Annotated in this window: 23 protein-coding genes and 1 pseudogene; 12 read left to right on the top strand and 12 right to left on the bottom strand. The window is 71.7% G+C overall.

The window, feature by feature from the left end:
* Positions 1–48 precede the first annotated feature (48 nt).
* From ACZ37P_RS31290 to ACZ37P_RS31270, 5 genes are all read right to left on the bottom strand, one after another.
* A complete protein-coding gene (locus ACZ37P_RS31290) occupies positions 49–1,314 on the bottom strand; it encodes an amidohydrolase family protein (RefSeq protein WP_467349690.1) in 1,266 nt (421 codons plus the stop codon).
* Positions 1,311–1,982, bottom strand: a complete 672-nt coding sequence (locus tag ACZ37P_RS31285) for an aspartate/glutamate racemase family protein (RefSeq protein ID WP_401307878.1) — start codon at positions 1,980–1,982, stop codon at positions 1,311–1,313. Before ACZ37P_RS31285 ends, ACZ37P_RS31290 begins: the two co-directional genes overlap by 4 nt.
* Positions 1,983–1,985: 3 nt before the next feature.
* Positions 1,986–2,618, bottom strand: a complete 633-nt coding sequence (locus ACZ37P_RS31280; RefSeq protein ID WP_401307880.1) for a class II aldolase/adducin family protein — start codon at positions 2,616–2,618, stop codon at positions 1,986–1,988.
* Entirely contained in the window at positions 2,615–3,931 is a 1,317-nt protein-coding gene (gene otnK / locus ACZ37P_RS31275; RefSeq protein ID WP_467349687.1) for a 3-oxo-tetronate kinase, read from the bottom strand. Before otnK ends, ACZ37P_RS31280 begins: the two co-directional genes overlap by 4 nt.
* Before the next feature lie 364 nt (positions 3,932–4,295).
* Entirely contained in the window at positions 4,296–5,051 is a 756-nt protein-coding gene (locus tag ACZ37P_RS31270) for a FadR/GntR family transcriptional regulator (RefSeq protein WP_391048182.1), read from the bottom strand.
* Positions 5,052–5,229: 178 nt separating this feature from the next.
* Here ACZ37P_RS31270 and ACZ37P_RS31265 point away from each other — a divergent pair, with 178 nt between their 5' ends.
* The 5 genes from ACZ37P_RS31265 (at position 5,230) to ACZ37P_RS31245 (ending at position 10,924) form a co-directional block, all read left to right on the top strand.
* Positions 5,230–5,667, top strand: a complete 438-nt coding sequence (locus tag ACZ37P_RS31265; RefSeq protein WP_467349685.1) for a DJ-1/PfpI family protein — start codon at positions 5,230–5,232, stop codon at positions 5,665–5,667.
* A gap of 34 nt (positions 5,668–5,701) precedes the next feature.
* Complete coding sequence (locus ACZ37P_RS31260; RefSeq protein ID WP_355335400.1) at positions 5,702–6,742, top strand: phosphotriesterase family protein; 1,041 nt, start codon at positions 5,702–5,704, stop codon at positions 6,740–6,742.
* A 39-nt stretch (positions 6,743–6,781) separates the two neighbouring features.
* On the top strand, positions 6,782–7,435 hold the full coding sequence (locus ACZ37P_RS31255) for a type 1 glutamine amidotransferase domain-containing protein (protein WP_355335403.1): 654 nt from the start codon (positions 6,782–6,784) through the stop codon (positions 7,433–7,435).
* A 161-nt stretch (positions 7,436–7,596) separates the two neighbouring features.
* Positions 7,597–7,962, top strand: a complete 366-nt coding sequence (locus tag ACZ37P_RS31250) for a hypothetical protein (RefSeq protein ID WP_355335405.1) — start codon at positions 7,597–7,599, stop codon at positions 7,960–7,962.
* Positions 7,963–7,996: 34 nt separating this feature from the next.
* Entirely contained in the window at positions 7,997–10,924 is a 2,928-nt protein-coding gene (locus ACZ37P_RS31245) for a tetratricopeptide repeat protein (RefSeq protein ID WP_467349682.1), read from the top strand.
* Positions 10,925–10,981: 57 nt separating this feature from the next.
* Here ACZ37P_RS31245 and ACZ37P_RS31240 read toward each other — a convergent pair whose 3' ends face one another.
* From ACZ37P_RS31240 to ACZ37P_RS31230, 3 genes are all read right to left on the bottom strand, one after another.
* The gene (locus ACZ37P_RS31240) at positions 10,982–12,136 is read right to left on the bottom strand and encodes a carboxylate-amine ligase (protein ID WP_467349680.1); all 1,155 of its coding nucleotides are present in this window, start codon (positions 12,134–12,136) and stop codon (positions 10,982–10,984) included.
* Positions 12,137–12,256: 120 nt separating this feature from the next.
* A complete protein-coding gene (locus ACZ37P_RS31235) occupies positions 12,257–12,544 on the bottom strand; it encodes a hypothetical protein (protein WP_355335413.1) in 288 nt (95 codons plus the stop codon).
* 79 nt (positions 12,545–12,623) lie between these two features.
* Positions 12,624–13,517, bottom strand: a complete 894-nt coding sequence (locus ACZ37P_RS31230) for an oxygenase MpaB family protein (RefSeq protein ID WP_467349678.1) — start codon at positions 13,515–13,517, stop codon at positions 12,624–12,626.
* A gap of 151 nt (positions 13,518–13,668) precedes the next feature.
* Between ACZ37P_RS31230 and ACZ37P_RS31225 the strand changes: the two genes are divergently transcribed.
* The 4 genes and pseudogenes from ACZ37P_RS31225 to ACZ37P_RS31210 all read left to right on the top strand — a co-directional run.
* Entirely contained in the window at positions 13,669–14,031 is a 363-nt protein-coding gene (locus ACZ37P_RS31225) for an ArsR/SmtB family transcription factor (protein ID WP_467349676.1), read from the top strand.
* On the top strand, positions 14,015–14,527 hold the full coding sequence (locus tag ACZ37P_RS31220; RefSeq protein WP_467349674.1) for an SRPBCC family protein: 513 nt from the start codon (positions 14,015–14,017) through the stop codon (positions 14,525–14,527). Before ACZ37P_RS31225 ends, ACZ37P_RS31220 begins: the two co-directional genes overlap by 17 nt.
* Complete coding sequence (locus tag ACZ37P_RS31215; RefSeq protein ID WP_391048199.1) at positions 14,527–15,192, top strand: dihydrofolate reductase family protein; 666 nt, start codon at positions 14,527–14,529, stop codon at positions 15,190–15,192. The genes ACZ37P_RS31220 and ACZ37P_RS31215 overlap by 1 nt, the downstream gene beginning before the upstream one ends.
* 96 nt (positions 15,193–15,288) lie before the next feature.
* Positions 15,289–16,455, top strand: a pseudogene (locus ACZ37P_RS31210) (MFS transporter); the annotation flags it as partial.
* Here the strand turns inward: ACZ37P_RS31210 and ACZ37P_RS31205 are convergent.
* The gene (locus ACZ37P_RS31205; RefSeq protein ID WP_467349672.1) at positions 16,407–17,477 is read right to left on the bottom strand and encodes a helix-turn-helix transcriptional regulator; all 1,071 of its coding nucleotides are present in this window, start codon (positions 17,475–17,477) and stop codon (positions 16,407–16,409) included. The pseudogene ACZ37P_RS31210 and the gene ACZ37P_RS31205 sit on opposite strands and share 49 nt — an antisense overlap.
* A gap of 396 nt (positions 17,478–17,873) precedes the next feature.
* Here ACZ37P_RS31205 and ACZ37P_RS31200 point away from each other — a divergent pair, with 396 nt between their 5' ends.
* On the top strand, positions 17,874–18,104 hold the full coding sequence (locus ACZ37P_RS31200) for an acyl-CoA carboxylase subunit epsilon (RefSeq protein WP_355335427.1): 231 nt from the start codon (positions 17,874–17,876) through the stop codon (positions 18,102–18,104).
* A 93-nt stretch (positions 18,105–18,197) separates the two neighbouring features.
* Here ACZ37P_RS31200 and ACZ37P_RS31195 read toward each other — a convergent pair whose 3' ends face one another.
* The 3 genes from ACZ37P_RS31195 to ACZ37P_RS31185 form a co-directional block, all read right to left on the bottom strand.
* A complete protein-coding gene (locus tag ACZ37P_RS31195) occupies positions 18,198–18,857 on the bottom strand; it encodes a hypothetical protein (RefSeq protein ID WP_355335430.1) in 660 nt (219 codons plus the stop codon).
* 154 nt (positions 18,858–19,011) lie between these two features.
* Entirely contained in the window at positions 19,012–19,869 is an 858-nt protein-coding gene (locus ACZ37P_RS31190; protein WP_401719987.1) for an SDR family NAD(P)-dependent oxidoreductase, read from the bottom strand.
* Complete coding sequence (locus ACZ37P_RS31185; protein ID WP_467349668.1) at positions 19,866–21,413, bottom strand: MDR family MFS transporter; 1,548 nt, start codon at positions 21,411–21,413, stop codon at positions 19,866–19,868. Before ACZ37P_RS31185 ends, ACZ37P_RS31190 begins: the two co-directional genes overlap by 4 nt.
* A 198-nt stretch (positions 21,414–21,611) precedes the next feature.
* Between ACZ37P_RS31185 and ACZ37P_RS31180 the strand changes: the two genes are divergently transcribed.
* Both ACZ37P_RS31180 and ACZ37P_RS31175 read left to right on the top strand, forming a co-directional pair.
* Positions 21,612–22,355: a TetR/AcrR family transcriptional regulator gene (locus tag ACZ37P_RS31180; RefSeq protein WP_355335438.1), complete on the top strand. Its 744-nt coding sequence runs from the start codon at positions 21,612–21,614 to the stop codon at positions 22,353–22,355.
* Positions 22,356–22,590: 235 nt separating this feature from the next.
* The gene (locus ACZ37P_RS31175; RefSeq protein WP_355335441.1) at positions 22,591–23,274 is read left to right on the top strand and encodes a response regulator transcription factor; all 684 of its coding nucleotides are present in this window, start codon (positions 22,591–22,593) and stop codon (positions 23,272–23,274) included.
* The last annotated feature ends 140 nt before the right edge of the window (positions 23,275–23,414 follow it).

Raw genomic sequence — 23,414 nt, 5'->3', positions numbered from 1 at the left:
CTCGGGTAGGCGGCGGTCGCCGTTCGCGTTCTTGGGCGGAGAAAAACGTCAGCCGTTCACGGGGGCGTCCCGCGCCACCCGGCGGCCTCGCTTGAACACCGCGACGACCCGGTCGAGGTCGCCGATCGACTCGGTCGGGTTTCCCGCGACGACCAGGAGGTCGGCGTACGCGCCGGGCGCGATCGTGCCCACCTCACCGGCGCGGCCGAGGGCATGGGCGCCTCCGGAGGTCAGCGCCGCCAGCGCCTCCGCCGGTCGCCATCCGGCGAACGCGACCATCGCGCGCGCCCTGACCGTCAGGTCGCGGCAGTCGGGGAACTGCCCGTAGATCGAGTCCGATCCCAGGGCCACCGGCACGCCCGCGCGGACGAGCGTCCGTCCGTTCCGCCAGATCCGCAGCCGCCGCTCCAGGCCGGGCGCCATCGGTGAATCCGCGCCGGACGGCACTGGCGTGTTCAGCAGATCGGCGATCGCCGGCTCGATCGGACCGGCGAGAACGACCGACTGCCTCCGGTCGCACAGGGCGCGCAGCAGCTCGGGTGGCGGCGCCTGAATCCGGCCGCGGGCATCGAGCCAGGTGCAGTGCTCGATCGTGTCGACCCCGGCGGCGAGCGCGATCTCGATCCCCTCGGTGCCGTGCGCGTGGGCGGCGACCCGCATGCCGCGGGCGTGCGCGGCGGCCACGATCGCGGCCATCTCGGACCGCCCCAGATACGCCCTGCTCATATCGGTGCCAGGGGTCAGCGAACCACCGGTCACCGCGATCTTGACGAGGTCGGCTCCCTCGTCGTGCAGCAGCCGCACCGCCCCGGCCGCCTCGGCGGCCCCCTCGACGGTGATGCCGAACGAGCGGAAGTGGCCGTCGGGTGAGGTGATCGGGCGGCCCGCGGCCACGACGGTGGGACCGTCCGCGGGGCGCGCGCCGATCGCGTCCCGCAGGGCCTGGCCGTCGGTCCCGGGTGAGCCGAGATCGCGGACGGTGGTGACGCCCCTGCCCAGCAGACGGGCGGCGACGGCGCGCGCGGTGGCCGTCGCGGCGGCGGAACCGCTGTCCACCCGCGTCAGATCCCGGCCGTACGGGAGAAGGAGGTGGGTGTGCGCGTCGATCAGGCCGGGAAGTACCGTCGCCGCCTCGAACGTCAGCTCGGGACCGCCGGTGTGCGGAACATCGGCGTCGGGACCGACCGCGGCGATCCTGTCGCCGCGGACCAGGATCGCCGCGCCCCGTCGCGCGACGCCCGCTCCCCCGTACAGCCACCGCGCCCGGATACGCGTGGCCGGGCTCGCCTCCCGGTCCTCGGCCGTACCCGTCACGACTGGCGCAGCCGGTCGGCGAGCGCTTCAAGCGCAGACCGGGGACTGGCCAGTACGGGAATCCGCGGGGCTTCGTCGAGTTCCGCGACGATGCGGCTCATCGACGCCTGAGCGAGCACGATGACGTCGCACCGGGGGATCAGCTCGCCCAGCGCGTCACGGACCAGCGTGTCGTGGGCGGCGGGGTCGCCGGCCGCCTGTGCCTCGAAGGCGCCCACGCACAGCGTCTCGACCAGTTCGATCGGCGCCTCGGCCTGTTCGGCCGCCCGGCGGATCAGATTCGCGGTCGGGGCCAGCGTCGTGCCGAGGGTCGCGATCACCCCGATCCGCGGACCGCTCCGTACGGCTTCCTCGGCCATCCGCTCGTCGATCCGCAGCACCGGGACCGTGCTGAAGGGCCTGGTCAGCTCCACCGCCTCGCCGAGCGACGAGCAGGTGACCAGTACGAAGTCGGCGCCCGCGTCGGCCGCCGACCAGACATGCCCGAGCAGGCGCCGGGCGGTTCCGGCGCGTACTCCTCCCTCCGCGCGGGTCACCGAGAGGAGGCTGTCGTCCACGATGTGGCGCAGCTCGATCTCGTGGGGGAGCGACTCGGCGGCCAGGGCGGTGAAGACCGGGGGCAGTGTGGTCACGGTGTGGATCATGGTGATGACAGGACGGTCGGACATGGGTCACCTGTTCGGGTCGGCCGGACGCAGGGCACCGATCTGGTCGCTGGTCAGAGTGGATATGTCATGGGACCGGACGGCCAGCCACAATCTGGCGGTCGCCTCGATCTCCTCGGCCGCCTCCGCCGCGTCGGCGAGCGTGCCGCCTCCGGCGAGCGTGCCGTGGTGGGCCAGCAGCAGGCAGTGGGACCGCGTGAGCAGCGGGCGGACCGCCTCGGCCATGGCCGGGTCCCCGGGCCGGAAGTACGGCACGACCGGGAGGGAGCCGACCCGCATCACGTAATAGGGGGTGAGCGGGGGGATCGCGTCGGACGGATCGGTGTCCCGCAGCAGCGAGACCGCGACGGCGCAGGGGGAATGGAGGTGGACGACGGCGCGCAGTTCGGGGCGGGCGCGGTACACCGCCAGGTGCAGCAGGAGTTCCTTGGTCGGCGGCGGGCCGGACAACCGGGCGCCCCGCTCGTCGACGTGCGCGAGGCCGTCCTCGGTCAGCGAGCCGAGCGCCGAGCCGGTCGGGGTGACCAGCACGCCGTCCGCCGTACGCACGCTCAGGTTTCCGGTACGGCCGTGCGCGAGCCCGCGGTCGGACAGGAGCTTGGCGTACGCGACCAGGTCACCCGCGGCTGTCGGCGTCATCGGGCCACGGCCTTGAGGAAGAAGTCCGGTCCGCCGAAGTTGCCGGACTTCAACGCGAGTGCCAGCTCGGTCGGGCCGAGCGAACGCATCCAGGGCACGCCCGGATCGATGGGGCCGCCCAGTTGGAGGGCCCGTACGCCGAGCCGTTGCAGCACCGCGCCGGAGGTCTCGCCTCCGGCGACGACCAGACGCCGTATCCCGCCGTCGACCGCTCCGGCGGCCAGTTCGGCGAGGAAGGTCTCGATGGCGGAGCCCAGGTCGGTCGAGCCGGCCCCGGTTCCGGCCCCGGCTTCGGCCTCGGCTTCTTCGGTCGGCTGGCGGGCGTCCGCCGCGCTGTGGACCAGCACCGCAGGCGACTCCGACAGCAAGGTCAGCGCACGCGCGACGACTTCGGCCGCGTACCCCGCGTCGTCCCGTACCCGTGCGAGGTCGAGGGCGATGGCCGGGCCGCTCTCGCGGAAAGCGGCGATCTGGCCGCGAGTGGCGTCCGAGCAGCTGCCCGCGACGATGAAGGTGGGTCCCGCGAGGGTGTCCGCGAAGTCGCCGGGGCCGGGCCCGACCGCGTCGGCCGGGACCGCGCTGTGCGAGGTCGCGCTGTCCTGAGCCGCCGCCCCGGCCGCCGCGTGCAGACCGTTCGCCCCGATCCAGAAGGCCGCGTCACCGATGGCGTCCGCGAGGACGAGCAGGTCGTCACGGCAGATCGCGTCCGCGACCGCGAAACGCACACCGGCCGCGCGCAGGTCCGCCAGCCGGGCGCGTACGGCCGGGGCGCCGGACCGTACGAGGGAGTGATCCACGAGACCGACCGCGGCGGTGGTCTGGGCGGTCAGCAGCCGTACGAGGTTGGAGTCGGTCATCGGATTGAGGGGGTGCCGGGCCAGCGAGGACTCCGCCAGCGGCAGGTCGTGGACGAACAGGTTTCCCTGGTAGACGGTCCTGCCGTTGGCCGGTGCGGCCGGGCAGACCAGCGTGATCCCGCTGTCCAGCGCGTCCGCGAGGGCGAGTCCGACGGGTCCGATGTTGCCGCGAGGCGTGGAGTCGAACGTCGAGCAGACCTTGAAGCCGATCCGGCGCGCCCCGAGGTCCCGCAGTCGGCGCAGTGCCGCCAGCGATTCGGCGACCGCTTCTTCCGGCGGCACACTGCGCGTTTTGAGCGAGACGACGACGGCGTCATGCGGCGGCAGTTCGAGGTCGGGGCCGGGCACGCCCACCACCTGGACCGTCCGTCTGCCCGCCGCGCTGAGCGCCGCGGCCACGTCCGACCCGCCGGTGATGTCGTCCGCGATGATCCCGATCACTTCCGAGTCACCCACATTTCCCCCAAAGGTCAGGCAGTCTGACAGGTTGAAATGTAGCACGGCGACGCGGCGGGGAGCAGGCGCGTCACAGGTCGCGGCGGTGCGCGCGCCGACGCGTACCCGGACACGGGGTAACGGGCACACGGGGCATGGGGCATGGGGCATGGGACGCATGCCGGAGGGCGGCGCGGCGGCGCGCACCAACGCGCGGCACGGCTCGGCTCGGCTCCGCGACAGACGGCGAGCCGGGTCCCGTGACGACGTCCGGGCTGACCTGTCAGACAGCTAGAACGTGGAGTGCGAGCCGACCGTACGCCCCTTCGGGGCGTTCCGGCCCTCACGACCGCGACGACGCCACTCTCGTGGCGCCGCGGTCACCTCAGTTCGACGACAGCGGAGTTTCCGGTCGTTGCAGCATGCTGACCGCGTCCTCGACGGCGCGCAGGTGGGCGACCATCGCCTCGGAGGCGCGGTCCGGGTCGCGGTCGCGGATCGCCCGGCAGATGGCGAAGTGCTCCTCCGTGGAGTGCCGCCAGCGCTCGGCGGACACGGAGAGCGCCAGGGACTGCTCCTCGAGGATCGACCGGATGTCCTTGATCAGCCGAGGGAAGAGGGGGTTGCCCGTCGCGGACGCGATCCCGATGTGCAGTTCACTGTCCAGCCGGACCCTGATCTCCGGGTCCGCCTCCACCGCGTACGCCTCGCAGGCCTCCACGATGACCGCGAGTTCCTCCTCGGACCGGCGGGTCGCGGCCAGCTTGGCCGTCGGCACCTCCAGGTGGCGGCGCACCTCGTTGAGATCGGTCGAGGAGTACTGGCTCAACGTCAGTGAGCTGGAAGCCCGGTTGGAGACCACCATCGAACCCCGGCCGGTCTGGGACTCGATGTAGCCGAACGCCCGCAGGCTGCCCAGGGCTTCGCGCAGGGCGGGCCGGCTGACCCCGAACGCGCGCGACATCTCCGCCTCGGAGGGCAGCCAGTCCCCCACGGGAATCTCGCCGCGCTCGATGAGCTCGACGAGCTGATTGCGTACGACATCGACAGCGCTGTGCCGTGCCACCCGCTTCATCGCCACGAGCTTGCGCGACTGCCGCTCCCGGACCGGTATTGACAGACTGTCTGGCTGCTCTTCCACGGACCCTAGTCTGCGCCAGTCAGGGGGTCGAGCGCAATCACCAGCCCGCCGGATACCCCGCGGACACTCCCCCACCTCGGGTCACAAACCTTGCGGAACCTTGAACATATCCCGCATACTCAACCTGTAAGACAACCAGCCAGGTTCATTTGCCGTGTGCAACCCGAAGGAAAGTCGTATGCCCCAGTCCCGGACAGTCGTCGTCTTGTCGTTCCCCGGGTACCAGGAGGTCGAGTTCTGGTATCCGGTGTTCCGCGCGCGGGAGGCCGGCGCCGACCTGCACCTGGTCACGTCGGACCCGGAGGGTTGCGAGAGCCACCTCGGCTACCCCGTCGTCCCGACCTCGACCGTCGACCAACTGGCGGGGCTGACCATCGACGCCCTGGTGGTGCCGGGCGGCGTGGGCGCGGTACCGGTCGCCTCGGCCGGTCAGCGCGCCCTGATCGGCGACTTCTCCGTCCGGCACGGCCACCTGGTCTCCAGCGGAACCGGCACCGACCTCGTGCGTTCGCTGCTGGGCCCCGGCTTCACCAGCCCGAACTGGCTGACCGCGCCGGACGCCGACGGCATGCCCGAGCTGTACCGGGAGCTGTTCAGCCGCTGGTCCCAGAAGTGACGACGACCGCATTCGAGAGCAGGAGGCAGAAACGTTGAAGATTCTACGAACAGTCCTCGGTGACGTGCCCGCGGAGAACTCGGGCAAGATCCTCAGCCACGAGCACCTGCTCTACGGCTACCCCGGAGCGGAGCTGGACCACCGCACCGTGCTGGACTACAGCGCCGCGGTCGACTTCGTCGCGGGCCAGGTCCAGCGCGGGATGGACGGGTACGGCTACGGGACCATCGTCGACATGACCCCGCCCGAGGTAGGCCGCCACCCGCAGTTCATGGTCGACGTGGCCAAGCAGACGGGCATGAACGTCGTCGCCATCACGGGCTTCTTCCCCGAGCGGATGGGTGTGCCGTACTACTGGCGGCGCCAGACCGTCGAGGAGCTGACCGAGTTCTTCGTCAAGGACCTCACCGAGGGAATGGTCTTCGCCTGGCAGCAGACCCCCTACCGGGCCGGTGCCATCAAGATCGCGACCGGCCAGGAGAGCGTCACGCCGAAGCCGAGCCCGCTCGGCCCGAACGGCCGGCACATCCACGAGGTGGAGGACCGGGTGATCCGCGCCGCGGCGCGGGCGGCGACGCAGGTGGGCTGCGCCATCAACACCCACATCGACCCCATGGACTTCGAGGTGACCAACCCCGGCCGCGAGCAACTGGAGATCCTCGCGGAGGAGGGCATGGACCTGGCGAAGGTCATCATCGGCCACGCCTTCGTCCCCCCGCAGGTCGAGATGATGCGCGAGATCCTCGCCATGGGCGCCAACGTCCAGCTCGACCACGTCGGCATCCCCTGGCGCGTCGGCAGCGCCGAGGAACTGGACGAAGCCATGGCGAACGCCCTGGTGACGCTCATCGACGAGGGATACCTGGACAACGTGGTCATCTCGTTCGACCGCTGGTTCTTCAATCCGCGCGCCGGGGTGACCGAGTCCGACCCCCAGTTGCTCAACGAGAAGGTCGACCTCGGCTACATGTTCACCAGCTTCGTCCCGCGCCTGAAGTCCAAGGGCGTCACCGACGAGCAGCTCGACGCGCTCATGATCCACAACCCGCGGCGGATCTTCGCGATCGACGTCTGAGCCGCCCCGCAATCGATCCGTCGCCCAAGAGGGAAGCACATGAGAATTCAAGACGCCCGAGTCGTCGTCCTTGTCGAGAACCTCTACCAGGAACTCGAGTTGTGGTACCCGGTGCTCCGGCTCCGCGAGGCGGGTGCCCAGGTCGTCATCGCGGGACCGGCCACGGACGCGGTCTACGCGAGCAAGATCGGCTATCCGGCCCGAGCCGAGGTCAACGTCGCGGACCTGGTGGCCGAGGACATCGACGCGCTCGTCGTCCCCGGCGGGTTCTCGCCCGAATACCTGCGACGCGACAAGAACATCGTCGCGCTCGTCCGTGAAGTGGACCGGCAGGGAAGGATCGTCGCGGCGATCTGCCACGCGGGATGGCTGCTCGCCTCCGCCGAAATCGTCTCGGGCCGCCGCGTCACCTCGGTCGCGCCGATCCGTGACGACCTGATCCACGCCGGGGCCGACTACGTCGTCGAGCCGATCGTGGTCGACGGGAATCTCATCACGTCACCGCTGCCGGACGACCTGCCGGTGTTCGTCTCCACGATCATCACGGCGCTCGAGGCCGCGGAGCAGCTCACCCCCGACCGGCCGCCCGTCTCGGCCCCCCACTCGTCCGCGACCTATCAACGGTCCGCCACCTTGAAGAACCGCGCCGCGGGCCCCGGCTCGGCGAACTACCGCGCCTACGCGGTGGGTTAGCACGCTCGCACATGGCCGGTGACCGGGCCGATCGATCCGGCGCGGGGCCGGGCGGGGGCGTCGTCACGGCTCTGTGAGCGGTGCGGCGCCGAAGCTGCCGGGGGCTGTCTCGCGGCCGGGAATGCGGGGCGCGACAGGGTGCGGGGTGAGACAGTGTCCGTATGTCCTCACGCTGGCCGACAGGGTCACACAACTCGCTGCTGTCCATCGGGTGCACGGATTCGGTGCTGTCCATCGCCTCGGCCGGGTCGGTCCTGTCGATCGGTTCGGTGGCGTCGGTCCTGTCCATCGGGTCGCTCGGATCGGTGATGTCCGCGACGTCCATCGGCTCGTTCCAGTCGGCCGGCTCGCTGCTGTCGGGCCAGTCGAATCGCTCCGCGCTGAGCTGGCAGTCCAACGGCGCCGTGCTGGCCTACCGTAAGGCCAGCCGGCCGGGACGGTTCCTGCCGCACGCGGCCCTCGCCGTGACCGCCGCCGCCCTGGCGGGAGCGGCCTGGTACACACTCCGCCGGCCCTCCGACGCGTAGCAACGGCGGACGCGGTGACCGGGGCGGGGCGCGTGTGGAGGTGATCTCGGCGCGACGGCTGGCGGAGTTGTCGGCCAGGCGGGACGAGGCGCGGGCTGCCTGGCGGGAGCTGGGCGAACTCGTCAGCAGCCCCGTCCCGGAGCGACCGGCTTCACCGCTCCCGGTCAGCTCGGCGTCGGCGGAGCTGCGGGCGCTGGAGCGGGCGCCGGGTGACCTGCGACGCGCGCAGGCGCTCAGCGTCGCACTCGCGGAGCGCGCCGCCGTCGATCCGGACTTCCGCGCGGGCGTGGACGATTGGCGGCGCGGGAGCCGGGATGAGCCCAATGACCCCGCCTCCGCAGCCGGTTCGGCGAGCGACGTCGCCAACCACGTGCACGGCGGTACGTTCTTCAGCGCCGTGTTCCAGGGCCGGGACATCACCGTGCAGGTGCCGCGCGAGACTCCCCTGGCCGGGTCAGGACTGCCGGTCCGCGCCGCGAACTTCACCGGCCGGGACAAGCAACTCGCCGAGCTGCTGGACCTGTTGCGGCCACGGACCGAGCGGCACGACGGACCCGTCGCCGCCGTGGTCACCGGGCTGGCGGGCGTCGGCAAGACGGAGCTCGTCCTCCAGGCCGCCGCGCAGGCGACCGCAGAACCCGGCTGGTTCCCCGGCGGTGTCCTCTTCGCCGATCTCCTCGGCTACGACCGGGACCTGCGTCTGCTCCCCGAACGGGTCCTCGGCCCATGGCTGAGCGCTCTCGGCATCGCCGACGCGGACATTCCCGCCGATCCGCGGGCCCGCGTCGCGCTGTACCGGTCGGTGCTGGCCGCCTGCGCGGAACACGGCCGCCGGGTCCTGGTCGTCATCGACAACGCCTCGAGCGCCGACGAGGTGCTCCCGCTGCTTCCCGGCGACGGCCGCAACGCGGCCCTGGTCACCTCACGCCACACCCTCGACGTCGGCGCCCGCCTGTGCGAACTCGACGTTCTCGCCGCCGACGCCTCGGTGGACCTGATCCGCAATGTCCTGCGGCAGGCCCGCGGCCCGCACGACACCCGCGTCGCCGACGAACCCGACGACGCCCTGCGCATCGCCGAATACTGCGGGCGATTACCCCTCGCCCTGCGGATCTGCTCGGCGCTCCTCGCCGACACCCCCGGCCGCCCGCTCGCGTCCCTCGCCCAGGCACTGGCCGACGCCCAGCGCCGCCTGGACCACCTCACCCGCGAGGACCGGGCGGTACGGGCCGCGTTCGACCTCTCCCACCAGCACCTCGAACAGGTCTCCCCCGCGTGCGCCAGGCTCTTCCGGCTGCTCCCCCTCAACAGCGGCCCCGACATCGGCACCAGCGCGGCGGCCCACCTGTGCGGCGCCGACGAGACGACCGCGGAGGTCATGCTGCGCGACCTCGCCCGCGCCCACCTCATCGAACCCGCGCGCACCTGGGGCCGCTGGCGCATGCACGGTCTCGTACGCCTCTACGCGGACGAACGCGGCGCGGCGCGCGCCGACGCGGATCAGGCGCAGGCGGCGCTGGCCCGGCTGATGGACTACTACGTACGGACCGCGGTCGCGGCCGACGCACACCTCAAGGGCCCCGTACCGTCGCCCGCGCCCCTGGTCCGGGATCGCGCGCAGGCACTGTCCTGGCTGGAGGACGAATTCGCCAACCTGATCTGTGCCGCCGCCTTCGCCACGGGACTCGGCCACCCCGCCGTGCCCGTCGCCCTCTCGTACTGCCTCGCCGAATTCTGCTCCCTGCGCCTCCACTTCGAGGAGATGACCCTTCTGGCGGCCGTCGCCCTGCCGGTCTGCCGATGGACCGGTGACCGGGCGGCGGAGGGCTGGGCACAGCATCTTCTGGGGCTGTCCGTACTGCTGCCGGGGCGGGAGCAGGAGGCCGTCGAACCGTTCCGGACGGCCGCCTCGCTCTTCCGGGAAGCCGGCGCCGATGACAACGAGGCGTCGGCGCTGACGTATCTGGCGCTCGCCCTGGCCCATACGGGGCGCGCGGCGGAAGCGGAGGAGGCGAACCAGCGGGCGCTGGCCATCCACCGGAGGACCGGCGACCGCGCCGCCGAGGGCAGAGCCGTCGTCGTTGACAGCGCGTGTCTGACCCGGACGGGACAGGACGACGAGGCCGTCGCGGCCCTCCGCAAGGGCCTGCTCATCTGCCGGGAGAGCGGCGACCGCTTCGGGGAGGGGAGAATACTGGGCTTCCTCGGTCTCGTCCACGGCCGGAACGGACGGGAGGAGCAGGGCATCGAGGCCCTGGAGCAGGCGGTCTCGATCTTCCGCGACATCGGCGACCGCCGCGTCGAAGGCGAGATCCAGGGGGACATCGGCGAGGCCCTGGTGCGCGTGGGCCGGTTCGCGCAGGCCCTACGGGCGCTGGAGGAAGCCGCCGCCTGCGCCGAGGAGACCGGCAGCGCCTCGAACGAACGCCGACGGCTCGCCGCGCACGGCGCGGCCCTCCACTGGCTCGGCCGGTACGACGAAGCCGAGAAGACCCTCCGCCGGGCGCTCGCCGTACGGCGCGAAGAGGACGACGAACCGAATCAGGCCGTCCTCCTGGACAGCCTCGGCGCGACACTGCTCGCGGCGCGGCGCTACGAAGAGGCGGCCGACCACCTCCGGCAGGCCATCGCGCTCAGCCGGAAAGCCGGTGCGCGCGCGGGCGAAGCGGAATCGCAGAACCGCCTGGGCCTGGCCCTGTCCAAGACCGGTCAGGAGGCGGACGCCACAGCGGCCTTTCGCCGGGCGCTCGCCGTCTTCCGTGAACACGGCGACAGCGAGCGCGAGGCGATCGTCCTGACCAACCTCGGCTCACACCTCCTGGCCTCCGGACACCCCGCGGAAGCCGACCTCGCGCTGCGACAGGCGATGACCCTCTGCCAGAAGCTCGGCGACATCCCCGTGAAGTCCGTGGCCGCGACGCTTCTGCTCGCGAGTCGCCTCAGCGGGTCGTCCGGGGCGTAGCGGGGAATCGGCGCGCGGCTGCCGCTCGTCGCCGGGAGCCGGCGCCGATTCCATGCCCTACGGGCGTCCCGCCCGGGCGATGACGGGCGCTTCCGGCTGGCGGGCGTCGTCACCGTCCGCCGGATCGACGGGCTCGGGTGCTATCAGGTCGAGGAGTTCCTCGGTGCTGCCGTGCGCGAGGGCGGCGCGCTGGCGTGCGGCGCCGGTGCCCTTGTCGAGGAGTCGTCGCACGCCGGAGGTCACCCGGTCGAGGTCGTCGAGTTCCTTCAGGGCTGGGGTGACGCAGTCCAGGAGGGCGCCGAGCACGTCGGCGGCCTGGGACGGCTCATTGGTGCGGGGGTCGACCAGGTTGGCGGTCAGGCCGTGGCGGGCGGAGTGCCAGCCCGCGGCCTGGAGGACGCTGGCCGGCGGGTCGAGGGGACGGCCGCCGACGCTGCCCTCGCGCAGTGCGGTGACCACCAGGCCGCGGGCGAGCCCGGCGAGGGTGATCGCGCTGTCGACGTCGAGCTGGACGTCGGGGGCGCGGACCTCCAGCGTCGGGTACTCGTCGGAGAGCCGGGCGTGCCAGTAGAGCTGGTGCCGGTCGGCGATCACCCCGGTGCCCAGCAGGGCGTCGACCCGCTCCTCGTAATGGGAGGCGCCGGAGAAGAACGGCGGCGATCCGCTGACCGGCCAGCGGCCGAAGATCACGGTGCGCCAGCTGGCGAAGCCGGTGTCCCGCCCGTCCCAGAACGGGGAGTTGGCTCCCAGCGCGACCAGAAGCGGCAGCCAGGGACGGATCCGGCCCAGCGCGGCGGCCCCGGCCTGGCGGTCGGGCACGGCGACATGGATGTGCATACCGCAGATCAACTGCTCGTCGACCAGTCGCGCCGCGTCCACCCGCATGTCCCGGTACCGCTGCTCACCGGTCACCGGCACCGACGCCTCGGCCATGAGGGGTGCGCCGCCCGTCGCCGCCAGGCGGCAGTCCACGCTGCGCGCCGCGGCGCTCAGCGACTTCCGGAACCGTGTGAGATGCGCGGCGACCTCGTCCAGGTCGGAGCAGACCGGGGTCGCGACCTCCACCTGGGACTGCAGAAGCTCGGTGTCGACCTCCTCGCTCCCCAGGTCGGGCTCGCGCTCCGCCGCGATCCGGAGCTGGCCGACGCGTGGCGCCGGCAATGCGGTCCTGCGGTCGAGCAGCAGGAATTCCTCTTCGACCCCAATGGTCACGCCTGTCGTCATAGCCGTCTGCTACCCCAGAACGGCCTCGTCACGGAGCAGACCTGGCATCGATCGGCGTCTCGGGCCGCGCTCCCCTGCGAGCCCTCTCCCCCTCGCGGCGAAACGGGTTCAGCCAAGACCGCGATGGGCGGCCCACAGCGCCCCGGCCCGGCCGGCGGCGGCGTCGACCAGGGCGGCGAGTTCGGGTCTGTCGGGGACGGGGAAGGAGACGTAGGCGCCCCTGCCGCCGCCGACCGGCCGGCCGTATGCCTTGGCGGCGAGTCGACCGTCCGGGAGCAGCCGGACGTTGAGTGTGGTCAGCGTGAACTCCTCGCCGCGTCGGGTGTCCGTCCAGCGGAGCTCCCGCGGGATCGTCACGTTGATCGCCAGAGCGCTCACTTCCAGGTCGCTGCTCATGGACCGATGATCCCACGCGGGTGGCGCGCCCCCGGATCGTGAGGCCCGTACGTCGGCCGCTGTCCGGTCCGCGCCCCCGTCATCCCTGTGGCGCCTGCGCCAGCCGTCCTCGCGCGGCGGCCTGGATCTGGGAGGGCCCGAGCCCCCATTCGATGGTGCGGCCCACGGCCGTCGCGAGGGGCCGGTCCCAGCCGGTGCGGACGGCGGCCGGGCGGTGAACGCCCAATTCGGTACGGGCCCAGCCGGGGAGGAGTCCGACCGAGGCGTTCATGAGCCGGCCGACGACCAGCCGCTCCCGTCGTGTGCGTCCGAAGCGGCGCAGGAACCGTACCGAGTCCAACGCGGCTGCGGTGGCGTGGAGTTGGGGGCGCTGGCGGGCCAGGTAGCGCTCGGCTTCGAGGGATGTGCGCGGTATGTTCCGCGCGCCCAACGCCTCGGCCACGGGGGCGGCTTGGCGGTAGTAGGCGTCGCACTCGGCGGGAGTCAGCCGCAGCGGCCGGGGCGCGTAGGTCTGGTGGCCGGCGAGGAAGCTGCGTACCTCGGCGGTGTGCACCCAGGTGAGCAGATCGGGGTCGTCAGCGCGGTACGGGCGGCCGTCGGGGGCGGTGCCGTGCACGCGGGTGTGGATCCGCCGGACGAGGTCGATCACCTCGCGGGCGGCGGCCGAGGAGCCGAAGGTGGTCGTGGTGATGAACCGTACGGTGCCGTTCAGCCGTCCGACCGGATCGGCGCGGAAGTCGGAGTGGTCGTCGACCCCCGCCATGGCCAGCGGATGCAGCGACTGGAGCATGAGCGCGGCGAATCCGCCGGTGAGCATCCCGGTGGCGTGCCCGTGCACCCGCCACACCGGGTCCCCAGGCGCGATCCCGAACAGTCCGGGATCACCGGGCGGCGCCGCGTACCGTCCCAGTTCGAGGTCCCCGCCGTGCATGGTCGCGGTGAGTTCCCTCGCGATCCGTTCCCGCAGTCCCACCAGCGCCTCCAGGGGCCGTCTCCCTCCGCCGAGGGTACCGAGCCGCCCGGCGGGCGCGGCGGCCAGGACGAGCGGCCCGCACCGAGGGCGCGGAACCTCAGGAGCGGCATGCCGCGGTTGACGCATGCCGATATAGGCATACGATGGAGTCATGGCACGAGCGGCGACGACCTCGGACGCGTTCAACGCGATCGCCGAGCCGCAGCGGCGGGAGATCCTGGCGCTGCTGCGGGGCGGCGAGCGGCCCGTGACCGAGCTGGCGCGGGAGCTGGGGATGACCCAGCCGCAGGCGTCCAAGCACCTGCGGGTGCTCCGCGAGGTCGGGCTGGTGCGGGTCCGCGGCGCGGGCAAGCAGCGGCTCTACGGACTGGACGCCCGCGGGCTGCGGCCGATCCATGAGTGGACGGGCGGCTTCGAGGAGTTCTGGAACGGGACCTTCGACCGGCTGGACACGTACGTACGAGATCTGAAACAGGCAAGGCAGGAGGAACCACCGGATGACAACAACCAATAGCGGCGACCAGGCGGCGGCGGACCGCGAGATCGTGGTCTCCCGGACCATCGGCGCCCCACGGGAGCTGGTGTTCGAGGCGTTCACACGGGTCCGGCACCTTTCGCGGTGGTGGGGCCCCGAAGGGTTCACGACGACGACGCGGTCCTTCGACTTCCGCGTCGGCGGGGTCTGGGACTTCGTGATGCACGGGCCGGACGGGACCGACTACCAGGAGTGGATCACCTATACCGAGATCGTCCCGTCGCGGCGGATCGCGCTGCTGCACGGCGAGTCCCGCGACGACCCCCACACCTTCGAGTCGGTCCTGACCTTCGAACCGGCGGAGGAGGAGACCCGGCTCGTGATGCGCACGGTGTTCCCGACCAGGGAGCTGCGCGACGAGGCGGCGGAGAAGTACCACGCGGTCGAGGGCGGCGAGCAGACGCTGCGCAATCTGGCGGTCTACGTCGCCGAACTCACCGGGAACGGGACCGCGTCGAAGGGAGCGGACGACTGATGGCAGGCAAGGTGTTCTTCAGTGTGACGATGTCGCTCGACGGCTTCATGGCGCCGGACGCCGTGCCCGTCGAGGACGTCTTCTCGCCCGAAGGCCAGAGCGACCCCGGCGTCCGGCGCTGGATGGCGAAGTGGTCGGAGCTCCAGGCGTGGATCTTCCCGCAGCGGTGGTTCCGCGAGAATCTCAAGCTCGGCGAGGGCGGCGAGGAGGGGATCGACAACGACATCGCCCGGGCGACGTACGAGCGCACCGGCGTGAGCGTCATGGGCAAGCGGATGTTCGACGCCGGAGAGCTGGCGTGGCCCCAGGAGGCGCCGTTCCACACCCCGGTGTTCGTCGTGACCCACGTCGAGCGTGACCCGTGGGAGCGGCCGGGCGGCACGACCTTCCACTTCGTCAACGACGGCATCTCCAGCGCGCTCGACCGGGCCCGCGAGGCCGCGGGCGACCGCGACATCCGTATCTCCGGCGGCGCCGAGACGATCCAGCAGTACCTGGACGCCGGCCTGGTCGACGAGTTCTCGATCACCCTCGCGCCCGTGCTGTTCGGCACCGGCATCCGCCTGTTCGAGCGCGTGGACCCCGACCGTCTCGCCCTCGACCAGACCCGCACGGACGCGTCGTCCCGGGTGACCCACCTGACCTACACCGTCAAGCGGCGGTAGCGGGCGACCCGGCCGCTCGGGGGCGGTGCGAAGACGTCACCGGGCGGAGAGACTTCACTGACACAGGATGTCAGTGAAGCGCCGGACAGTGGTGCCATGATCCTCAGTCGGCACTCCCGGCGGGCCGAGCGGCTGCTCGTACCCGCTGCCTTCGCCACCGCTCTCGGCAACAACGTCCAGCTCATCGTCGGTGCGCTGCTCATGATCAGGGAACAGCGCACCATGATGGCCGTCGGCTGGCTCTTCATCGCCGTCGCCGGGCCGCAGGCGTTGCTGTCACCCTTCTTCGGGCGGCTGGCGGACCGCTTCGACCGGCGGGCCCTGTGGATCGGCTGCGATCTCTCCAGTGCGGCGCTGGCCCTGGCCCTGCCGCTCTGGCTGGTCTGCGGCGGCTCTCCGGGAGCCGGGATCTACGGCGCCAACCTGGCGCTCGCCGTGGTCGGCGCGCTGTTCTTCCCCGCCAGCTCCGCGCTGATCAAGGAACGGGTCCCGGCGGACCGGCTGCGGCGGTTCAACGCCCGCTACGAGATGGGGACCCAGGCGGGGATGCTGCTGTCGGCGACGGTCGGCGGGCTGTCCGTCCAGGCGTTCGGCGCCGTGCCGCTGCTGGTGTTCAACGCCGGGACCTTCGCCGTCTCGGCGCTGTGCGTGGCCGCGGTGGGGCGTCGCCCGGAACGGGCGCCGACGGCCACCGCCGCCGGGGAGTCGGCGCCGGTGGCGGCGCGTACGCCGACGCGGACACCGATGCGGATGCGGATGCGGCACTTCATCCTGCTCTACGCCCAGGGAAGCGTGGTCGTCACGGTCTTCAACGCCCTGCTGCCCACCGCGGTCATCGGTGAACTCCACCTGGGGGCGGGGACGTTCGGCGTGGTGGACGCCCTCGGCTGCCTCGGCTTCCTGGCGGCGGCCGGCGCGTACCGGATCGTCAGCAGACGCAGTCCCGACCTCCGCATCGCCGTCGTGGGCTTCCTGCTCTGCGCCGTGGGCCTGGTACTCCAGAGCCAGTTCGGGATCGCCGGCTATCTCGTCGGAGTGCCGGTGGGCGCGTTCTTCTTCGGGCAGGCCCGGATCGCCTCGCGGACCATGCTGATGACCTCGGCCGACGACGCCTCGGTGGGCAGGGTCTTCGGGCTGGCGAACGGCGGCGGGCTGGCGGCCACGGTCGCGGTGATGTTCCTGGTCGGGAAGGTCACCGACAGCACCGACACGCGCTACGGCTTCGGGGTCCTCGCCGCTCTCGCCCTGCTGGCGACCCTGTCCGCCGGAGTGCTGCTGCGCTCGTCGGCCCCCGCCCGGCCGGGCGAGTCCGCCGGCCGGTACCGGTCGAGCACGGCCGCCGCCCGCTCCGCGATCGCGCGGCGCAGCTCCTCGGGGCCGAGCACCTCGATGTCCGGGCCCAGCGACAGCAGCACGGGCACCGCCAGCTCGACCGATTCCAGCGGCACCGTCGCCGTCACCCAGCCGTCCGCGTCCGGCGGCCCCGCCGAGGTCTCCACCGCGCGGACCAGAGCCGCGTCCAGGCGGTCCGGCAGCGCGGACAGCAGCGCGGGAGCGATCCGTACGGAGCCCTGAAGCCGCAGCCTGCGGGCGTCGTAGACGGCGAGGTACTGCTGCCAGTGAGCGGCCAGGTCGAACCCGTCCGGCCGCTCGAAGCCGGTCGTCCCGACGTCCAGGCGGAGGATCGAGGACACCCGGTACGTGCGCACCGCGCCGTCCACCGCGGCGACGAGGTACCAGACCCCCGCCTTGAGGACCAAGCCGTACGGGTCGAGGTCTCGCTCGACCTCTTGCGGCGCGGTCCAGCGGCGGTAGCGCACCCGGATCCGCCGCTGATTCCACACCGCGTCGGCGAGCGGTACGAGAGCGGACGGGGAGTCCTGTTCCCGGTACCAGCCGAGCGCGTCGAGGTGGAACCGCTCACGGATCCGCCCGGCCCGGTCCCGCAGCGGTGGCGGCAGGGCCGCGGTCAGCTTCAGCTCCGCCGCCGCCAGCACCTCCCCCAGGCCCAAGTCGTCGGCCGCGCCCGGCAGACCGGCCAGGAACAGCGACTCCGCCTCGTCGACATGCAGCCCGGTCAGCCGGGTCCGGTACCCGCCGAGCAGCTGGTATCCCCCGCCGTGCCCGGCGTCCCCGTACACCGGAATGCCCGCGGCGCTCAGCGAGTCGATGTCCCGGTAGACGGTCCGCACGGAGACGTCCAGCTCCTGCGCCAGCTCACCGGCCGTCAGCCTCCCCCGGTTCTGCAACAGGAGGATGAGCGAGAGGAGCCGGGCGGCGCGCATGGCCCGATCATTCCAGGTCCGGGAGCGGGTGCGCCGGTTCGACGGGGACCGCCCGGGCGGTCGGGCGGCCGGGCGGCCACCGCTTTATCCGCCCGACCGGCCGACCGGCCCACCGCCCGGCTGGACGGACTGGCGCCACTGGGCCGGCCATCGCTGGCCGTCCTTCGCCTGACGCTCCGTCCCCGCGGCGCGGAAGGCGGGCCGGGTCAAGGGGATCTGACATTCGGCTGGCGGTCGCTGAATTCGGCTGGCGAGGACTTGTGGAATCTGACGGAGTCCTGAATCGGGGTGTCTTGAGCGGGGGCCGGTTTCCCTGGAACCTTGAGGTTGAGGTGCGGCGCATTTCCGCTGCTGGTGTGGCCTCGACTTTTCCGACCGCGCGAAGAAGGATGTGTGATGACCGACTCGATCGATTCTCGTCAGCTGCGCGTGGTGCGCGGTTGTGCGACTCCTGAGGAACTGGCCGCGCTTGTCGCCGTGCTCTTCGCCCGTACGGCGGCGGGGCCCGATCTGCCGGTGCCGGGGGACGTGGTGTCGGTGCCCGCCGCGCGGTGGCGGCGGTCGGAGCGGGTGCACCTGTTCGACGCGCCTCGCGTCTGGCACGCGTACGCGCGCGCGGCCGGATGAGCCGCCGAGGTCCTGCGGATGAGCCGCTGAGGTCCTGAGCCATGAGGAACCGGCCGGCTCCCGCCCGAGGGCGGGGGCCGGCCGGTGGGGTGTTCAGGCGGTCGGGAGCAGGGTGCTGAAGTGCCGGTAGAGCAGACCGGTGCCGCCGAGGTCCTTCAGGACCGGCTCCCAGACGGCTTCGATGTGGGCGACGGCGTTGGCCTCCGTCACCCATTCGGAGAAGCTGAGGACGCTCGTGCCGTCCACGCTGATGTGCATGTTCGCCGATATCCCGCCGGGGTAGTCGCGGTCCTGGCCCTCGGTGGCCTCCTCGCCGGCGAACAGGGCGTCCACGAAGGCGCGGGCGGCCTGGTCGTTCTCCGCGCCGAAGAAGGCCACGGGGAAGGACTCGGCGACGGGGGCGGGGTCGGCGATGCCGGAGCCGCGGACCGCGCGGTACAGGCGGTAGGGCACGGGCGCCGGGGCGCCGGGGACGGCGGACGCCGTGTCGGAGAGGCTGCCCTCCTCCTTCAGGGACTGCCGCAGCGGCTCCTCCGCGGACCACTGCGCGTAGGTCAGCACCGAGTCGCCTTCACTGCTCGTGTAGACCGTGAGCGACAGCAGCTCCGGCGGCCACTCGCCGGACCGCCAGTGGGCGACGACGGCTTCCGCGGTCTGCGCCGCCTTTCCGCTCTCCGTCGGGACCGTGCCGACGAGCACGATGTCGCTCTGGGGATTCTCGATGACGGGCCGCGAGGTGGACGCGTGGGACATTCTTCGGCTCCTCGGAATGAGGTGGCTCCACGAAAGGCGCGGGCCACGGCGTGGTACGGAACATTCTCCGACCAGCGGTGACCCGCGCCCAGGAATCCCGGCTCAGGATTGTGAAAAGAACATCAATTCCGCTTGTGACACCTTCTGGAGACCGTCAATTCCCGCCGGGACCGCCGGTCCGCCCCCGGTGCTCCTCCAGGATCCGCTCGGTGGCCGCGTCGAGGCGTTCGGCCGCGTCCGGCGCGAAGGACCGGTCCTTCACCCCGATCCGAAGCCCCTCGACGAACGCGCTCAACGGCTCGGCGGGAGGGGCGTCGATGGCGTCGACGATCGGCGGGAGGGCGGCCTCCACCGGCTTGGCGAACGACTGCATCGACAGGATCTGACGCAGCGTCACATCGTCGTACTCGCCGGAGAAGCTCGTCGCGGTGACGCCCGGGTGGATCAGGACGTAGCGGATGCCGCTGTCCCCGTACCGCTCGGCGAAGGTGACGCCGAGCAGGTCGTTGAGCTTTCCGCCCTGGCCGAGCGCGGCGCCGCCGTGGTAACCGTGGCGCAGCTCCAGGTCGTCCCAGCGGACCACGCTCAGACTCGCACCGGGACCGGCCACGTTGACCACCACGGGCCGTTCGGCGGCGGACAGCGTGTCGACCAGGCCGTGTCCGAGCAGGTAGCGGCTGAGGTAGAACAGCGCGAAGTTCTCCTCGATGCCGTCGGCCGTCAGGGCGCGCTCGGTGCGGTAGTGGCGGGCGCACAGGACCAGGGCGTCGATCGTCGGGAACCGCGCGCGCAGCTTCTTGAGGACCCGTTCGTTCTCGCCCAGCAGGCTGAGGTCGGCAGGGATGAAGAAGGCCCGGTCCTGGGCGCCGACGGTCGCGGCGGTCTCCAGGAACGCCTTCCCCTTCACCTCGCTGCGGCCGATGACGACGACGGTGTCGCCGTTGCCGAGCCGGGTGGCCGCCAGCGCCTTTCCGATGCCGTCGGTGCCGCCGGCGATCACAATGGTCTTCACAGGGTGTCCCCTTGGGCGGCCAGGGAGGCGGGAGCCTCCGCGGAGCGGATGTCGGAGCCGACCGCGGAGTCGGCATGGGAGTGGACGTCGGCGGTGACGTCGGAGTTCACGTCGGCGTGCTGTTCCTGCGGCGTACCGCCGTCGGATTCCTGCGGCTTGGGACGGCCCGGCAGTTGGGTCGCGGCGACCAGGGCGAGGACGAGCGCGCCGGTCACGCCCCAGTATGCGTGCCGGAAGCCGCCGAGGGCGTCTCCGCTGCCCGCGCTCTGGACGAGCAGCGCGACCAGCGCGATGCCGATCGCGGCGCCGAGCTGGTTGAGCATGTACAGCACGGTGCTGCCCTGAGGCACCAGATGCGGCGGGAGCGTGCGGTAGAGGGAGGCGATGGTGGGCGCGCCCACGCTGCCGAGGCCGAGGCCGATCGTGAACGCGACCACGGCCGTCCAGACTTGGGACGTGTCCGCGCTGAGCTGGGTGAAGGCCAGCGCGCTCAGCGTGGCGACCGCGCCGCCGCACATCACCAGGGTCCGTGAGCCGACCTTGTCGGACAGCCGTCCGGTCAGCGGCATCGACAGGGCCGACCCCACACCGAGCGGAGCGAGCAGCAGGGCGGACGCGAAGGTGTCGTGGCCGCGTACCTGCTGGTAGTACAGCGGCAGCGCGAACAGGCTGGCGAAGGTGGCCAGACCGACCAGGGCGCCGACGGTGACGCTGGCGGAGAAGCTGCGCGAGGCGAACAGCCGCAGGTCGATGAGCGGTTGCGTGGTGCGCTCGCGCAGCGCGTGGACGGCGTAGGCGCCGAGCAGCACGACCGCGGCGACCAGCGGGACGAGCACCTGCCAGGCGGAGAACTCGGTCCGCTCGGCGTACTGCGACAAGGTCAGCACGGCGGCCGCGACGCCCGGGCCGATCAGCGCGACGCCGACGGTGTCGAGTTTGCTCACCGGCTGCTCGCCGGTCGGCTTGTCGTCCGGGATCACTCGCAGGGCGAGCACCAGCGCGAGCAGGCCGATCGGGACGTTGACCAGGAACATCCAGCGCCAGGACACGCCTTGCAGGATGAATCCGCCGATCACCGGGCCGAACACCGGGCCGCTGGAGCCGACGACGCCCATGAGGCCCATGACCCGTCCGATCCGGCTGGGTCCGGCCGAACGGGCCAGCAGGGTCAGCATCAGCGGGTCGAGCAGACCCGCGCCGAGTCCCTGGAGCACGCGGAAGGCGATCAGGCTGCCGATGTTCCACGCGAGTCCGGAACTGATGGAACCGGCGAGGAAGATCACCAGGCCGAGCAGCCACAGCCGTCGGCCGCCGAACCTGTCGACGGCCCAGGTGGTGACCGGGATGCTCACGGTCAGGGCGAGCAGATAGCTCGTGGACACCCAACTGACCGCGCTGAGTGAGGTGTCGAAGTCCTTGACCAGGGTGTCCGCTGCGACGGCGATCATCGAGCCGTCGAGGATCCCCATGATCCCGCCTAACAGGATCACTCCGATCAGTCGCCGCAGCGCGGGGTCAAGGCCCTCGTTCGACGGATGCGCCATGAGTCTCTCCGGTGGCGTGAAGTGGCATGAGGTGGCGTGAGGTGGCCGCGCGTCAGATGGCGGCACGTCAGATGACAGCGAGCCAAATTGCACTCGCCAGTGCAGATTAGGGCACCACTCAGGACGCTGACAACGTCGGTGGGCAACAAACTGCACCGGCCGGTGTAACTCAACGCCCGTATCGGGTACGCTGCGAGGGTGGGCGGAACTGCGACATCGGCATCAGGCAACCGAACGGCCTCGCGAGGCCGCATCGACAAGCGTCAGGCGATCCTCGACGCGGCCTTCGCCGTGTTCGCCAAGCGGGGGTACGCCGGTGCGTGCATGGAGGAGATCGCCGAAGTGGCGGGCGTCGCCAAGCACACCGTCTACAACCACCTCGGCGACAAGGAGAACCTCTTCCACGCCGCGATGGAGGCGACGGGGAACGCGGTGATGGACGGAAACCTCGCCCTGGCCGAGCAGTTGACGGTCGAGGGCGGCGCGAACGGCCGAAACGGCGAGGCCGACGAGGAGAGCGGGGACGGCGAGGGCTCCGACCCGGTCAGGTCCCGCTTGGAGGAGGTCGGATACCGCATGCTGCTCCAGTGTTGCGACCCCCGCTCCTGGGCGCTGCGCCGACTGCTGCACGCGGAGATCACCCGCTTCCCCGGACTGCTCGAAGTCGTCTGGGGGCGCGGCGCCGACCGGCTCCGGCAGACCCTCGCCGACCGGATGGCCCGGCTCTCCCTGGCCGGTCTGCTGCGCCCCTGCGACCCCGTCGAGGCCGCGGAGCAGTTCCTCGCTCTACTCACGGGCCCCATGGAGGCGCGGTCCCAACTCGGCACCCGACCCGTACCGGACACCGAACTCCACACCGTGGCCGACGCCGCGGTCGACACATTCCTGCGCGCGTTCCGAGATGTCCAGCAGAACCGCTCCCTGCCGGTGACCGCTCCCTGACCTCTGACGATTCGACACGGTTTACCGCGCCTTCCCGCGAACGGATATCTCCGAAGCGGATCCGCGAAGTCCGTGTGTCCTCGCATGAACTCCCTGGCTCGAATCGATGAGAACGGTTTGAGAATCCGCGCCGCGGATCAGCACTAGATGGATGTGTCCACCTAACAGCTATGCAGGCAATGGAGCTTGCGGCCGTGAATCCACCTTCGGTCCGTACAACTCCAAGGGAGATACCGTGCGCATACTCGTTGTGGAGGCGCAGGAGCACGAAGCCGCGGCCCTGGCCCGCAATCTGGAGCGGTACGGCCATGAGGTGACGACCGTGGATTCCGGAACCGCGGCTCTGGAGACCTTCCGGCAGGCGAACTTCGTCCTGCTCGACCTCGATCTCCCGGACATCGACGGCCTGGCCGTCTGCCGCAGCATGCGGGAGACGGGCGACATCCCCGTCATCGCGTTCGCCAGCGGCGGCACCGAGCTGGACCGGGTCCTGGGACTGCGGGCGGGCGCCGACGACTGCATCGACAAGCCGTACGAGATCCGCGAGTTGGCGGCCCGCATGGAGGCCGTCATGCGGCGGCGGGAGCCGCGCCGACCGGTGGTCACCCCCAAGACGACGGTGTCGATCGGCGGTCTGCGGATCGACGCGGCCTCGCGCAAGGTGCAGGTGCACGAGAAGCCGGTGAAGCTGACCCGCAAGGAGTTCGACCTGCTGTACTACCTCGCGCGGCACCCCGAGATGGTCGTGACCCGGCAGCGGCTGCTCGCCGAGATATGGGAGATCCCGACGGTGCTTGCGGTCGGTTACCAGGCCAGCCGCACGGTGGACACCCATGTCAACTCGCTGCGCAACAAGTTGGGCCGGAGCAGTTGGATCGTCACCGTCCGCGGGGTCGGATTCCGGGTCGGCCTCGGCTGATCCGGCCCCCGGGCCCGCCCGCACGGCACGGGAAAAGGAAGCGGAAGCGGGGGGGGGGGGGGGGGGGGGGGGGGGGGGGGGGGGGGGGGGGGGGGGGGGGGGGGGGGGGGGGGGGGGGGGGGGGGGGGGGGGGGGGGGGG

It is taken from the genome of Streptomyces sp. NPDC024632, assembly GCF_055559175.1.
Note: the sequence above shows the minus strand (reverse complement) of the source record. Positions and strands in the feature narration are given on the sequence as shown.

Excerpts from the sequence above, each read along its gene's own strand:
- ACZ37P_RS31265 (WP_467349685.1), top strand. The coding sequence starts at position 5,230 with ATGCCCCAGTCCCGGACAGTCGTCGTCTTGTCGTTCCCCGGGTACCAG.
- ACZ37P_RS31200 (WP_355335427.1), top strand. The coding sequence starts at position 17,874 with ATGACCGACTCGATCGATTCTCGTCAGCTGCGCGTGGTGCGCGGTTGT.
- ACZ37P_RS31280 (WP_401307880.1), bottom strand. The coding sequence starts at position 2,618 with ATGACGCCGACAGCCGCGGGTGACCTGGTCGCGTACGCCAAGCTCCTG.
- ACZ37P_RS31205 (WP_467349672.1), bottom strand. The coding sequence starts at position 17,477 with ATGCGCGCCGCCCGGCTCCTCTCGCTCATCCTCCTGTTGCAGAACCGG.
- ACZ37P_RS31215 (WP_391048199.1), top strand. The coding sequence starts at position 14,527 with ATGGCAGGCAAGGTGTTCTTCAGTGTGACGATGTCGCTCGACGGCTTC.
- ACZ37P_RS31250 (WP_355335405.1), top strand. The coding sequence starts at position 7,597 with ATGTCCTCACGCTGGCCGACAGGGTCACACAACTCGCTGCTGTCCATC.
- ACZ37P_RS31235 (WP_355335413.1), bottom strand. The coding sequence starts at position 12,544 with ATGAGCAGCGACCTGGAAGTGAGCGCTCTGGCGATCAACGTGACGATC.
- ACZ37P_RS31225 (WP_467349676.1), top strand. The coding sequence starts at position 13,669 with ATGGCACGAGCGGCGACGACCTCGGACGCGTTCAACGCGATCGCCGAG.
- ACZ37P_RS31195 (WP_355335430.1), bottom strand. The coding sequence starts at position 18,857 with ATGTCCCACGCGTCCACCTCGCGGCCCGTCATCGAGAATCCCCAGAGC.
- ACZ37P_RS31220 (WP_467349674.1), top strand. The coding sequence starts at position 14,015 with ATGACAACAACCAATAGCGGCGACCAGGCGGCGGCGGACCGCGAGATC.
- ACZ37P_RS31185 (WP_467349668.1), bottom strand. The coding sequence starts at position 21,413 with ATGGCGCATCCGTCGAACGAGGGCCTTGACCCCGCGCTGCGGCGACTG.
- ACZ37P_RS31285 (WP_401307878.1), bottom strand. The coding sequence starts at position 1,982 with ATGTCCGACCGTCCTGTCATCACCATGATCCACACCGTGACCACACTG.
- ACZ37P_RS31255 (WP_355335403.1), top strand. The coding sequence starts at position 6,782 with ATGAGAATTCAAGACGCCCGAGTCGTCGTCCTTGTCGAGAACCTCTAC.